This window comes from Thioclava sp. SK-1 (assembly GCF_001705665.1).
Lineage (GTDB): Bacteria > Pseudomonadota > Alphaproteobacteria > Rhodobacterales > Rhodobacteraceae > Thioclava.
Genome location: NZ_MDHA01000044.1, coordinates 104,251 through 117,224, shown reverse-complemented (window position 1 = coordinate 117,224; position 12,974 = coordinate 104,251). Strand labels below are relative to the sequence as shown.

Below are 12,974 nucleotides of genomic sequence, written 5' to 3'. Positions count from 1 at the left end.
GGCGTCAGAACCGTGTCCCAAGGGTGAATTGCAACGGCTCTGTCTCATCGCTGGCGCGGTCATTGAGCGCCTGCGCATAATAGATATTGATCGCGCCAATTGGGCTGTCCCAGCGCAGGCCAATCCCGATGGCGCTGCGCAGATCATCGCTGCGTGCAGTGGACATGTCACTGAACACATTACCAAAGTCAAAGAATGCAAGCGCGTGGACATCCTCACGCGTCGTGAATTTTTGCGACAGTTCTGCCCCGCCTGTTACACGGAATGCACCGCCTGAATAGGCCCGTGCTGCGCTGTTTGGGATCGCCGAGGTCGGGCCCAGCGTATTTTGGGAAAACCCGCGCACACTGCCCGGACCGCCCGCATAGAAATTATCATAGATCGGATAAGTGCCTGATCCGATTACCTCGCCCAGCGCGATGTCACCGCGCAGATGCAACCGCCCGCGCGACAAGAACGGGTGATAGTAATGCGCATTGGCCTGCGATTTAAGATAGGTGGTGCCCGATACCGTGCCCAGCTCATTCGCCCAACCGATTTGATATCCGTGCATCGGATCTGCAGAGCCATCCGAGCGATCCAAAAACAGATTTATAAAGGTAAAGGCCGAAGAGTTGGTCTCTCCCTCGGCACTGATATAATCGCGAATGAAAACGGGCAGATCAACGCTGTCCTCGATCCGAGTTTGCGCCACGCCCAATCCAAAGCTGATGGCAAGATCCGGGGTCAGATGACGGCCAAAGCCAATGCTCGCTTCGGCGCTGGAAAAGGAATAATCACCATTTTGCGTCCGGTTGGGCTGTAGATTGGTCAGTGAAAACGCCAATTGACGGGAATAGATGGATTCGTAGAAATCCGGGTCGGTTGAGGTGACATGCGCGATCTGTGTGTAGCCGCTGGCCTCTAATCCCAGCCGAAAATTCTCATCTGTTCCAAACAGCTTGTCTTGTTCTATCCCCAAGGAAACAGATGCCGCCTCGGCTTGGGAATACCAGATACCTGCGGTTAAACTGCCCTGATCTTGCGGTGTTTGCAGCTGATAGGCGACTGGATCGGCCATGGGATCGCTGGTCCCATCTGGCAGTGTTTGCGCGGCTGCAACATGGGCAATCACGCTGACACATACGGCAGATGGAATGGTCCAATACGTCATCAATTGTTCCGATATTTTAGGTAGCACCTGCATAGGGTTCAGATAGCGTATCACAGGTTTTTGAAGATATGAGTCCCTAATGTAAGCGAAACTTTGAATAACCGCGTGCCTTGGGCCGTTTATACTGTTTTGGGTGGGTCAAATTGGGCGATACTTGCACGGGTTAGCTCCAGCAGCCGCTCTGCCGCGCGTGACAAGGTCCGGCCACGGCCACGCAAAATCATAAACGGCTCTACCGTCACAAACCGGTTTAATGTCAAAACACGAAATTCGGCGCAAACAGGCGGGTGCAGCATCAGGTCAATCACCTCCTGACTAAGCGGGGCAATCGCATCGGATTGTTTCAACAGCGCAATGATCATCAGCAAAGATGAGGTGGTGGTGATATCTTCGGGCGCGGCCATCCCTTCGTCATTAAAGGCCAGTTCAATCGCGTGGCGGATCGGTGCGCCGCGATCTTGCAATATCCACGGCAGATGGTTAAGCGCGCCTATCGCAACTGGTGCATGGGCCAGCATCGGGTGACTGTCACGCACCAACAGGCGCACGATCTCATCGCGGGCAGGTTCCACATGGAAATCGCGTTGGTTCATATGTGCCGGCAGACGCGCCAGCGCAAAATCCAGATCGCCGCGTTCCAGTCCCTGCACCAAGGCGACAGAGGGGGCGACCTCGACCGAGATATCGACCCCCTTGGTCGTGGATTTCAGCTTTTGGATCGCCGGCACCAAATGCCCCAGTGCGGGACCGGTCACCGCACCCACCCGAACTGTTCCGCCAAGCCCGGCGCGCAGATCGGAAAATTCCTCTGCCATGCGCGTCAGGTCATGATTGATCCGCGTGGCATGTCGCGCCAAAAGCGCGCCTGCATTCGTGGGCTCCATCCCCTTGGCGCTACGGGTAAATAACGCGGTGGCCAGATTGCGTTCAATCTCTGCCAACATCCGCGATGCGGCAGGCTGGGTCATCTTGCAACTAGAGGCCGCAACCTGCAGCTGGCCATGTTCCGCGATTGCCGCCACAAGCCGGATTTGTGCGGGGCGCAGGCTTTCCAAATATTGGGCCATATGCGACATACCTATTTTGTTATACATATCACTGATACTGGTATTTGATCGGTATGTCACCAAAGGATACACCTATGCCAGCCTTTGGTGTCCAAGGGCGATCAGGAAGGCCCGGGGAGGGGCCTTCTGTCAGGGAGGAAATCGATGAAATTCATGAACTTCGCGGGTGCGCTCGCGGTGAGCCTTATCGCCATGACCGCAGCCCATGCTGATGGAATGGTTGGCATCTCGATGCCAACGAAATCCTCTGCGCGCTGGATCGACGATGGCAATAACATGGTCAAACAGTTCCAGGACGCGGGCTATGAAACGGATCTGCAATATGCAGAGGACGACATCCCCAATCAGCTATCGCAGATTGAAAACATGGTCACGAAAGGCGTAGACGTGTTGGTCATTGCGGCAATTGATGGCACGACCTTGTCCAACGCTTTGGCAAATGCGGCAGCGTCGGGTGTGCGTATTGTGGCTTATGACCGCTTGATCCGCGACAGTGGCGATGTCGATTACTATGCAACATTCGACAATTTCAAAGTGGGCGTGCAACAGGCGACATCGCTGGTTGACGGGTTGAAAGAACGCTTTGGCGATGGCCCCTATAACGTTGAGCTGTTTGGCGGGTCGCCCGACGACAACAACGCGTATTTCTTCTATAATGGCGCAATGTCGGTGCTGCAGCCGCTGATCGATGACGGCACGATTGTTGTGCAATCGGGTCAGATGGGCATGGATAAGGTCGGTACACTGCGCTGGGATCCGGCCACCGCACAGGCGCGTATGGATAACATCTTGTCGGCATCTTATACCGACAAAGACGTACATGGGGTCTTATCGCCCTATGATGGGCTGTCGATCGGGATTTTGTCCTCGCTTAAGGGGATTGGCTATGGCTCGGGCGATATGACATTGCCGGTGGTCACCGGTCAGGATGCTGAAATTCAATCGGTCAAATCCATTCTGGCGGATGAGCAATATTCAACCATCTTCAAAGACACCCGTGAATTGGCCCGTGTGACCGTTAATATGGTCGATGCGATGCTTGATGGCGGCGAGCCAGAGGTGAATGACACCGAAACCTATGACAATGGCGTTAAGGTCATTCCGTCCTATCTACTGGAACCGCTTCCGGTGGATAAGTCGAATGTTGAAGAGGTGCTGATCGGCTCCGGTTACTATACCGCAGATCAGATCGATTAACCCTCCCCCTTGGGCTGCGCAGTTGTGTCTGGGCAGCCCAACCGAACAATTTGTTCGACCCGTTCGGTGCGGATCAAGCCCGTGCCGTGATGGATCATGTGTTGAAGGGTGTGGCGATGACGACATTGCTCGAAATGCGCGAAATCACGAAAGAATTTCCAGGCGTTAAGGCGCTGGACCGCGTCTCGCTTTCGGTGGCGCAGGGGGAAATTCACGCGATCTGTGGCGAAAACGGGGCTGGAAAATCCACCCTGATGAAGGTTTTGTCAGGGATTTACCCGGCCGGCAGCTATGATGGCGAAATCTATTATGATGGCGCGTTGGCACAGTTTAAGACATTGTCTGACAGCGAAGACCGCGGCATTGTGATTATCCATCAGGAATTGGCCCTGGTGCCGCAATTGTCGATCGCGGAAAATATCTTTCTGGGAAATGAACGCGCCAAAGCCGGTGTGATGCAATGGCAAGAAACCTATGGCCGCACCGAAGCGCTGCTGGCCAAGGTGGGGCTGCGTGACAATCCCGGCACGCTGGTCGACAGTATCGGCGTTGGCAAGCAACAGCTGGTTGAGATCGCCAAGGCCCTGTCCAAGGATGTCAAACTGCTGATCCTGGATGAGCCAACGGCGGCCTTGCAAGAAAATGACAGCCGTAAGCTGCTGGACCTGATGCTGGGTCTGAAGGCGCAGGGCGTGACCTGCATCATCATCAGTCATAAATTGAACGAAGTGCGCTATGTGGCCGATACGGTCACGGTCATTCGTGATGGTATGGCCGTGTCACGGCTGGATGCGCGCAAAGGTCTGGAAGAAGACCAGATCGTGCGCGACATGGTGGGCCGCGATATGTCGGCACGCTACCCCGAGCGTGAACGCCATGCCGGTGATATTGTGATGCAGGTCGATGATTGGAACGTCTGGCATCCAGATCATGCGGAACGACAGGTGATCCATAATATCAGTATGAACGTCCGCGCCGGCGAAGTGGTGGGCATTGCCGGGTTGATGGGGTCTGGCCGGACCGAATTGGCGATGTCAATCTTTGGCAAAAGTTGGGGGCGGGCGATCTCGGGTCAGGTTAAGCTGCATGGCCGCCCGGCGGATCTGTCGCAGGTGGACCGGGCGATTGACGCAGGGTTGGCCTATGTTACCGAAGACCGCAAATCCCTTGGGTTGGTGCTGGATGAAACGATCCGTTTCAACACCACGCTGGCGCATTTGGAAGGCGTTTCAACCAAAGGCGTTCTGGCCGAGGCCCGCGAAACCGAAGTGGCCGAACGTTACCGTCAGGCGCTGCGCACCCGCACGCCATCAGTGATGCAACAGGTGGGCAACCTGTCAGGGGGCAATCAGCAAAAGGTGGTTCTGGCCAAATGGCTGTTCACCGAACCAGAGGTGCTGATCCTTGATGAACCCACGCGCGGCATCGATGTGGGCGCCAAATATGAAATCTATTCGATCATCAATGACCTGTCAGCACAGGGCAAAGGGGTGATCATGATCTCGTCTGAGATGCCAGAGCTTCTGGGCATGTGCGACCGGATCTACGTCATGAATGAGGGGGCTTTCGTGGGCGAATTACCCGCCGCCGAGGCCAGCCAAGAGCGCATTATGTCGCTCATCGTCAACGAATAAGGGGGAGTGGCGATGCCATCGAGCGAGCCGACCGAAACCGGTCTGAAATCCTATCTCAAGGCGCATATGCGCGAATATGGTCTGCTTTTCGCGTTGATCGCGATCATGGTCTTTTTCCAGATCGTCACGGGCGGCACGCTGATGCGGCCTGTGAACATCACCAACCTGTTCTTACAAAACAGTTTCATCATCATCATGGCGTTGGGGATGTTGATCGTCATCGTGTCGGGGAATATTGACCTGTCGGTCGGCTCTGTCATGGGATTTATCGGCGCGTTTTCGGCGGTGATGATCGTAGAGTGGAATATGCCGATCGCAGTGACCATTCCGGTTGCGCTGGTGATGGGCGGTCTGATCGGGGCTGCGCAGGGCTATTGGGTGGCCTATTGGAAAATTCCGTCTTTTATTGTCACTTTGGCGGGCATGTTGGTGTTTCGTGGCGCGTCGCTCTGGCTGTTGCAGGGCCAATCGGTTGGTCCCTTTCCGGGCGGTTTCCAGCTGCTGTCGACCGGGTTTGTGCCCGATATTCTGCCCCGCGATGCGACCTCTGGCATTGCTGCGGCGTTGGGGTCGCGCAATTTCAATGTGTTGGCGATGGGTGTCGGCGTTGCAGCCGCGGCAACTATCGTGTGGCTGGGCCTGCGTGACCGTGCCCGCAACGCCGCCTATGGTATTGTGGGTGAGCCGGTGAAATTCTTCTGGGCGCGCAATGCCATCGTTTTGGGTGCATTGCTGTTCCTGGCGTTCAAACTGGCCACATTTCGCGGGCTTCCCAATGTCTTGGTGACGATGGGCGTCCTGATCGTAATCTATTCCTTTGTCACGCAGAATACGGTGATCGGGCGGCGTATCTATGCGCTTGGCGGCAATGAAAAGGCCGCGAAACTGTCTGGGATCAAGACGGAACGTCTGACCTTCCTGGCCTTTGTGAATATGGGTGTGCTGGCGGCATTAGCTGGGCTGATCTATGCGGCGCGGCTGAATACGGCGACCCCCAAGGCCGGTTTCGCGCTGGAGCTGGATGTAATCGCGGCGGTGTTTATTGGCGGGGCGTCCATGTCCGGCGGCTCGGGTAAGATCGTCGGTGCCGTTGTCGGTGCCTTCATCATGGGGGTGATGAATAACGGCATGTCGATCATGGGGATTGGCATTGATTATCAACAGATCATCAAGGGGCTCGTGTTGCTCGCGGCGGTGATCTTCGATGTTTACAACAAACAAAAGCAAGGCTGATGATGTTCCTTTCGCAAGTGAAATCGGGCGGCGTTATTGTCCGCGAAGCCGAGGCGGCACGACTGATCGCAGGCACAACAATCTTTGAACTGGCCAATGAGGCGATTGCGAAATCCGCACCCTTGGCAGGCGTGATCCCGGCGGGGGGCGAGGCCGTGGACCTGCCCGCGTTGGCTGCCAAGGGGGTGTTGGATGTGCCGTTGCGCCATCCAGAACCTGCGCGGATGTATCTGTGTGGCACCGGGCTGACACATACCGGATCGGCGGCCACGCGCAATGCGATGCATGGCGATGCAGCCACTGAAACCGACAGTATGAAGATGTTTCGCATGGGTATGGAGGGCGGAAAACCCGCCCCCGGACAGCCCGGTGTGCAGCCCGAATGGTTTTATAAGGGGCCGGGCACCGAGGCCGTGGCCAGCCATGATCCACTGTTGCAGCCCAGCTTTGCCGAAGATGGCGGAGAGGAGCCAGAGATCGCCGGTTTCTATCTGATCGGGCCTGATGGCACGCCGCACCGGGTTGGGTTTTCGTTGGCCAATGAATTTTCTGATCACGTCACCGAGAAGGTAAACTACCTGTTTCTGGCCCATTCAAAATTGCGCCCGGCGTCGTTCGGACCAGAGCTTCTGGTGGGGGATCTGCCGCGCCATATCGAGGGGCGTTCGCGCGTTTTGCGCGGTGATCAGGTGATCTTCGATCAGCCCTTTGTATCGGGCGAAGACAATATGTCCCATTCCATCGCCAATCTGGAACATCACCATTTTAAATATGCGCCTTTCCGCCGCCCTGGGGATTTGCATGTGCATATGTTTGGCACGGCAACCCTGTCCTTTGGTGCGGGAGTGCGCACGCAGGTGGGGGATGTGTTTGAAATCTCATCACCGCAATTTGGCCAGCCCCTGGTGAACCCTTTGGCGCAAGCCAGTGATGCCGGCCTTGCCGCCGTCAGCCCCCTTTAAGATCGGAGCGAGCCCATGTCAGCCAGTGATTTCACGCCAGCCCCTTGGCCGCGCAAACTTCGTTCTACCCATTGGTATTCGGGCAATTCGCGCGATACGATCTATCACCGCGGGTGGATGAAGAACCAAGGCTATCCACATGATTTATTTGATGGAAGGCCGATTATTGGTATTTTGAATACATGGTCGGACCTGACGCCATGCAACGGCCATCTGCGTGAGCTTGCTGAAAAGGTCAAAGCCGGTATTTGGGAGGCCGGCGGCTTCCCCGTTGAGGTTCCCGTTTTTTCGGCCTCGGAGAATACCTTCCGTCCGACGGCGATGATGTTTCGCAACCTTGCTGCCCTGGCGATTGAGGAAACAATTCGTGGACAACCGATTGATGGTGCGGTGCTTTTGGTGGGATGTGACAAGACCACGCCATCTTTAATGATGGCGGCGGCCAGCTGCGATATCCCATCAATCGTGGTGACGGGCGGGCCAATGCTGAACGGGTATTTCCGTGGCGAGCGTGTGGGCTCTGGCACGCATCTGTGGAAATTTTCCGAGGCGGTGAAGGCCGGCACCATGTCGCAAGAAGATTTCCTTGAGGCAGAAGCCTCTATGAGCCGTTCTTCAGGCACTTGCAACACAATGGGAACAGCCTCAACGATGGCGTCCATGGCCGAAAGCCTTGGTATGGCCCTGTCGGGTAATACAGCGATCCCTGCGGTGGACAGCCGCCGCCGTGTGATGGCGCAATTGTCGGGGCGCCGCATTGTGCAAATGGTTAAGTATGACTTAAAACCATCTGATATCATGACGAAAAATGCGTTTGAGAATGCGATACGCACGAATGGGGCCATCGGCGGTTCCACCAATGCGGTGGTGCATCTTTTGGCATTGGCGGGCCGTGTGGGCGTTGATGTGACGCTGGATGATTGGGACCGTTGTGGTCGCGATGTGGCAACCATTGTAAATTTGATGCCATCAGGTGAATATTTGATGGAAGAATTCTTTTATGCTGGTGGTTTACCGGTCGTTCTTAAAAGATTGGGTGAGGCTGGGCAGCTGCATAAAGACGCGCTGACGGTCTCGGGTGCATCAATCTGGGATGAGGTCAAAGACGTTGTGAACCACAATGAAGACGTGATCCGACCGGTGGACAATCCGCTGACGGCACAGGGCGGTATTGCGGTGGTCAAAGGCAATCTTGCGCCCAAGGGGGCGGTGCTTAAGCCCTCGGCCGCCAGCCCGCATTTGCTGACCCATCGCGGCCGCGCAGTGGTGTTTGAAGATATCGATGATTACAAAGCACGGATTGAAGATCCCGATCTGGACGTCGATGAAACCTGTATTTTGGTAATGAAAAACTGCGGGCCAAAAGGGTATCCGGGCATGGCTGAGGTCGGCAATATGGGTCTGCCGCCAAAGGTTCTGAAAAAGGGCATCACGGATATGGTGCGGATTTCAGATGCGCGGATGTCGGGCACGGCCTATGGCACCGTGGTTTTGCATACTGCGCCAGAGGCTGCAGCGGGCGGCCCGCTTGCGGTTGTGCGTAGCGGCGATATGATCGCGCTGGACGTTCCGAACAGATCGCTGACACTGGAGATTTCGGATACGGAATTGGCTGAGCGCCTGGCAGCGTGGCAACCGATGCATGAACAGGCCACCGGTGGCTATGCCTGGCTGCATCAGGCACATGTTCAAGGCGCGGATACAGGCGCGGATCTCGATTTCTTAAAGGGCTGCCGGGGCAATCCGGTGGGCAAAGACAGCCACTAAGCGGCGGCACTGAATTCAAGGAGTTTGCAATGACATTTCACGGCCAACATCTGATTGCGGGCGCCCGCATTGGCAGCGATGACACATTCACCGCCAGCCAGATTGACGGCCCCGGTCATCCTGTGTCCAAAGGCAACCCAGAGCTGATTGACCGCGCCGTTTTGGCCGCCGAGGCCGCCTTTGACAGTTTCGCCGCCACCACGCGTGAGGCGCGCGCGACATTGCTGGACACAATCGCACATGAGATCGAGGCGCGCGGCGCGGCCTTGACGCAGATTGCCACCGCCGAGACCGGTCTGCCCGTTGCGCGTCTTGACGGTGAGCGTGGGCGCACCACCGGGCAGCTACGGCTGTTTGCCAACCACATCCGCGAAGGGACCTATCTGGATCGCCGTCATGATCCGGCCTTGCCCGACCGCGCGCCTTTGCCGCGGCCAGATTTGCGCATGATGCAGCGTCCGATTGGCCCGGTGGCGGTGTTCGGGGCATCGAATTTCCCATTGGCGTTTTCAGTGGCGGGCGGGGATACGGCCTCTGCGTTGGCTGCGGGTTGTCCTGTTGTCGTGAAGGGACACGAGGCACATCCGGGCACGGGTGAGCTGGTGGCAGAGGCGATCACCGCCGCGATTGCCTCATGTGGCATGGATGCGGGCGTGTTTTCCTTCGTGCACGGCGGCGCACAATCGGTTGGCGCGGCGCTTGTCTGCCATCCGCTGATCTGCGCAGTGGGCTTTACCGGCGGTTTGCGCGGCGGGCGGGCGCTGTTTGATCTGTGCGCCCAGCGGCCCGTTCCAATTCCATTTTTCGGTGAGCTTGGCTCGATCAACCCGATGTTCATCTTACCACAGGCCGGTCAGGCGCGTGGCGCGCAGATTGGCACAGCATGGGCGGGGTCCTTGACCATGGGCGTGGGGCAGTTTTGCACCAATCCCGGCGTGGCGGTGGTGTTGGACAGCCAGGCCAGCGCGGTGGCCGATGCGGCAAGCGTCGCGTTGCAAGGCGTGGGCCCACAACCCATGCTGACCGAAGGGATCGCACAGGCCTGCCGGGCGGGCACTGACGCGCTTATGCAGGTCAAAGGGGTGAGACCTATAATGCATGCGACCAGTGACGCGCGCAACGGTGCGCCGGGGCTGTTTTCTGTTAGTGCACAGGATTGGCTGACCACCCCGGCATTGGCGCATGAGATCTTTGGCCCGGTCGGCATTCTGGTGACCGTCCGCGATATGGATGAAATGCGCAAGGTGGCGCAATCGCTTAGCGGTCAGTTGACCGTGACCTTGCATTTGGAGGACGCTGATACGGATGCGGCGCAGGCCCTGATGCCGGTGCTGGAACGCAAGGCGGGCCGGGTGATGGTCAACGGCTTTCCCACCGGGGTGGAGGTAAGCGACACGATGGTGCACGGCGGCCCCTATCCCGCAAGCACGAATTTCGGCGCCACCTCTGTGGGCACAATGGCCATCCGGCGCTTCTTGCGCCCGGTATGTTATCAAAACCTGCCGCAGGCGCTGTTGCCGCGCGATTTGCAATGATGCAGATGGATTGGATTGCGGTCGATTGGGGCACGTCGCATCTGCGGGCTTATGCGATGGCAGGGACGCAGATTGTGGATCAGGCCACGTCCGCTGCGGGGATGGGGACGCTGTCGCGCGACGGGTTTGAACCTGCGCTTTTGGCGCTGATCGATGGGTGGCTGGGCCAGAAAACACGCGTGCCAGTGATTGCCTGCGGCATGGTCGGGGCGCGCACGGGCTGGCAAGAGGCGCCGTATCGTGGCTTGCCCTGTGCAGCGGTCAGCGCGGGTGCGTTGATGACGATTGTCACAGATGATCCACGCATTGCGGTGCAAATCGTGCCGGGTTTGTCGCAAGCTGCCCCGGCGGATGTGATGCGCGGTGAGGAAACGCAGATCGCCGGGTTGCTGGCAGATCACGCTGATCAGTTCGATCAGGTCATTTTGCCCGGCACACATTCAAAACATGTCATGGTCGCGGGCCAAACGGTCACCGGTTTTACCACGTATATGACGGGGGAGCTGTTCGCGCTTTTGTCACAGCAGTCGGTTTTGCGGCTGTCTATGGTGGCCGAGGAGGGCGCGGATGCGGGTCCCCAGGGCGCGGCCTTTGCCAAGGGTGTTGAGCTGGGCGCAACCGGGGCTTTGGCGCATCTGTTTGCCTTGCGCGCGGAGGCGCTTTTGCACGACCTTACGCCCGCGCAAGCCCGCGCGCGCCTGTCGGGCCTGTTGATCGGGGATGAGCTGCGCCATATTCGCCGCGCGACCCGCCCCATCGCGGTGATCGGCAGTGGCGATCTGGCGGCGCGCTATGCGCAGGGCTTGCAGTTGCTGGGCCATCGGTCGCACATATTTGACGGGGCCGATTTGGTCATCAAAGGGCTGGCAATGGCCCGCCGGAAGGAGACCGTATGACACGGAACTTGATCGCAATTCTACGCGGTATCACACCAGATCATGCCGCGCCTGTCGCGCAATGTCTGATTGATTGCGGGATCACTATGATTGAGGTGCCGTTGAATTCACCCGATCCGCTGGATTCGATTTCTGCGATGGTTGATATGGCACAGGGCAATGCGATGATCGGCGCGGGAACGGTGCTGAGCGTAGAGCAGGTGACACAGGTTGCGGCGGTGGGGGGGCAGTTGATCGTCTCGCCCAATTTCGACGCCGATGTGATCGCCAAAACCGTTGCGCTGGGGCTGCAATCATGGCCCGGCGTCTTTACCCCGACCGAGGCCTTTGGCGCGCTGAAAGCCGGAGCATATGGGTTGAAGCTATTCCCCGGGTCGATGGCCGGGCCTGCCGGGCTGAAGGCGATGCGTGCCGTGTTGCCACGCGATTGCCCTGTCTATGCCGTTGGCGGGGCAGGGCCAGAGAATTTCGCACAATGGATTTCCGCCGGCGCTGATGGGTTTGGCCTTGGAACGGCACTGTATACGCCGGGTCTGAGCGTCGATCAGATTCACGACCGGGCGCAGGCCATTGTGGCCGCCTATGATGACGCGGCCGGGGGTGAAGCATGACACCGCTTGATCACAAGCCCTGCGCCCTGGGCGAGGGTGCGCTGTGGCATCCGGGGCTTAAGCGATTGTTCTGGTTCGATATCACTGGGCAGCGTTTGCTGTCGCATGACCCCGCTACAGGGATGAACCGCGATCAGCCACTGCCAGAGATGTTCTCGGCAGCGGGATGGGTGGATGATGATACGATGGTGCTGGCATCGCAATCGGCGCTGTGGCGGTATCGGATTGACAGCCATGCGCTGCACCGTTTGCTGGACCTAGAGGCCGATAACACCCTGACCCGTTCCAATGATGGGAGGGCCGATCCGCATGGCGGGTTCTGGATTGGCACGATGGGGCGGCGCGCACAGCCCGGTGCCGGTGCGATCTACCGCTATTGGCGTGGCACATTGCGCTCAGTGGTGCAGGGGATCACCATTCCCAATGCGATCTGTTTTTCTCCCGATGGCACCACCGCGTATTATGCCGATACGCCGCAGCAAAAGATATTTGCCGTGGGGCTGAATGCGCAGGGCTGGCCCGATGGTCCCGAACGTGTTTTTGCTGATCTGGCCGCGCATGGGTTGAACCCCGATGGCGCGATCACCGATGCGCTAGGGCGGTTGCATGTCGCCTGCTGGGGCGATGGGGCGGTGCATGTCTTGTCCCCCGATGGTGCGTTTATCGCCCGACATCCGGTGCCGGTGCCGCATGTGACATGTCCGGCCTTTGGTGGTGCGCAATTGGACGTGCTGTTTTGCACCTCTGCGACCGAGGGCATGTCCGCGCAGGCGCTTAATGATGCCCCCCTGGCCGGGACAACCTTTGCGCTGCACGGGTCGGGCGCGGGTCGGGCGGAGCCTGCCATTGATCTGTCGCATATGTGATCTTCCGTCCACTTCCCAGGGACGAAATCCGTAACACGCTGATTTATATATAG

11 protein-coding genes are annotated in these 12,974 nt (G+C 58.0%); 9 read left to right on the top strand and 2 right to left on the bottom strand.

The features are described 5' to 3' along the window. Positions 1 to 4 precede the first annotated feature (4 nt). Complete coding sequence (locus BFP70_RS10725) at positions 5 to 1,153, bottom strand: outer membrane protein assembly factor (RefSeq protein WP_066011568.1); 1,149 nt, start codon at positions 1,151 to 1,153, stop codon at positions 5 to 7. A gap of 119 nt (positions 1,154 to 1,272) precedes the next feature. Next, entirely contained in the window at positions 1,273 to 2,247 is a 975-nt protein-coding gene (locus tag BFP70_RS10720; protein ID WP_141693170.1) for a LysR family transcriptional regulator, read from the bottom strand. Positions 2,248 to 2,364: 117 nt separating this feature from the next. Between BFP70_RS10720 and chvE the strand changes: the two genes are divergently transcribed. The 9 genes from chvE (at position 2,365) to BFP70_RS10675 (ending at position 12,921) form a co-directional block, all read left to right on the top strand. Further along, on the top strand, positions 2,365 to 3,417 hold the full coding sequence (gene chvE / locus BFP70_RS10715) for a multiple monosaccharide ABC transporter substrate-binding protein (protein WP_066011567.1): 1,053 nt from the start codon (positions 2,365 to 2,367) through the stop codon (positions 3,415 to 3,417). A gap of 116 nt (positions 3,418 to 3,533) precedes the next feature. Continuing rightward, positions 3,534 to 5,051 (top strand): multiple monosaccharide ABC transporter ATP-binding protein, encoded by a 1,518-nt coding sequence (gene mmsA, locus BFP70_RS10710; protein ID WP_066011745.1) that lies wholly within the window; start codon positions 3,534 to 3,536, stop codon positions 5,049 to 5,051. Between the two features lie 12 nt (positions 5,052 to 5,063). Further along, positions 5,064 to 6,284 (top strand): multiple monosaccharide ABC transporter permease, encoded by a 1,221-nt coding sequence (gene mmsB / locus BFP70_RS10705; RefSeq protein ID WP_066011566.1) that lies wholly within the window; start codon positions 5,064 to 5,066, stop codon positions 6,282 to 6,284. Positions 6,285 to 6,286: 2 nt separating this feature from the next. After that, complete coding sequence (gene araD1 / locus BFP70_RS10700) at positions 6,287 to 7,246, top strand: AraD1 family protein (RefSeq protein ID WP_066011744.1); 960 nt, start codon at positions 6,287 to 6,289, stop codon at positions 7,244 to 7,246. 15 nt (positions 7,247 to 7,261) lie between these two features. Next, the gene (araD, locus tag BFP70_RS10695) at positions 7,262 to 9,013 is read left to right on the top strand and encodes an L-arabinonate dehydratase (RefSeq protein ID WP_066011565.1); all 1,752 of its coding nucleotides are present in this window, start codon (positions 7,262 to 7,264) and stop codon (positions 9,011 to 9,013) included. 29 nt (positions 9,014 to 9,042) lie between these two features. After that, positions 9,043 to 10,548 (top strand): aldehyde dehydrogenase (NADP(+)), encoded by a 1,506-nt coding sequence (locus tag BFP70_RS10690; RefSeq protein ID WP_066011564.1) that lies wholly within the window; start codon positions 9,043 to 9,045, stop codon positions 10,546 to 10,548. Then, a complete protein-coding gene (locus tag BFP70_RS10685) occupies positions 10,548 to 11,444 on the top strand; it encodes a 2-dehydro-3-deoxygalactonokinase (RefSeq protein ID WP_066011743.1) in 897 nt (298 codons plus the stop codon). The genes BFP70_RS10690 and BFP70_RS10685 overlap by 1 nt, the downstream gene beginning before the upstream one ends. After that, positions 11,441 to 12,055, top strand: a complete 615-nt coding sequence (locus BFP70_RS10680) for a 2-dehydro-3-deoxy-6-phosphogalactonate aldolase (protein WP_066011563.1) — start codon at positions 11,441 to 11,443, stop codon at positions 12,053 to 12,055. The genes BFP70_RS10685 and BFP70_RS10680 overlap by 4 nt, the downstream gene beginning before the upstream one ends. Then, the gene (locus tag BFP70_RS10675) at positions 12,052 to 12,921 is read left to right on the top strand and encodes an SMP-30/gluconolactonase/LRE family protein (RefSeq protein ID WP_066011562.1); all 870 of its coding nucleotides are present in this window, start codon (positions 12,052 to 12,054) and stop codon (positions 12,919 to 12,921) included. The genes BFP70_RS10680 and BFP70_RS10675 overlap by 4 nt, the downstream gene beginning before the upstream one ends. Positions 12,922 to 12,974 lie beyond the last annotated feature (53 nt).

Excerpts from the sequence above, each read along its gene's own strand:
- araD1 (WP_066011744.1), top strand. The coding sequence starts at position 6,287 with ATGTTCCTTTCGCAAGTGAAATCGGGCGGCGTTATTGTCCGCGAAGCC.
- chvE (WP_066011567.1), top strand. The coding sequence starts at position 2,365 with ATGAAATTCATGAACTTCGCGGGTGCGCTCGCGGTGAGCCTTATCGCC.
- araD (WP_066011565.1), top strand. The coding sequence starts at position 7,262 with ATGTCAGCCAGTGATTTCACGCCAGCCCCTTGGCCGCGCAAACTTCGT.
- mmsA (WP_066011745.1), top strand. The coding sequence starts at position 3,534 with ATGACGACATTGCTCGAAATGCGCGAAATCACGAAAGAATTTCCAGGC.
- BFP70_RS10675 (WP_066011562.1), top strand. The coding sequence starts at position 12,052 with ATGACACCGCTTGATCACAAGCCCTGCGCCCTGGGCGAGGGTGCGCTG.
- mmsB (WP_066011566.1), top strand. The coding sequence starts at position 5,064 with ATGCCATCGAGCGAGCCGACCGAAACCGGTCTGAAATCCTATCTCAAG.
- BFP70_RS10725 (WP_066011568.1), bottom strand. The coding sequence starts at position 1,153 with ATGACGTATTGGACCATTCCATCTGCCGTATGTGTCAGCGTGATTGCC.
- BFP70_RS10680 (WP_066011563.1), top strand. The coding sequence starts at position 11,441 with ATGACACGGAACTTGATCGCAATTCTACGCGGTATCACACCAGATCAT.
- BFP70_RS10690 (WP_066011564.1), top strand. The coding sequence starts at position 9,043 with ATGACATTTCACGGCCAACATCTGATTGCGGGCGCCCGCATTGGCAGC.
- BFP70_RS10720 (WP_141693170.1), bottom strand. The coding sequence starts at position 2,247 with ATGTATAACAAAATAGGTATGTCGCATATGGCCCAATATTTGGAAAGC.
- BFP70_RS10685 (WP_066011743.1), top strand. The coding sequence starts at position 10,548 with ATGCAGATGGATTGGATTGCGGTCGATTGGGGCACGTCGCATCTGCGG.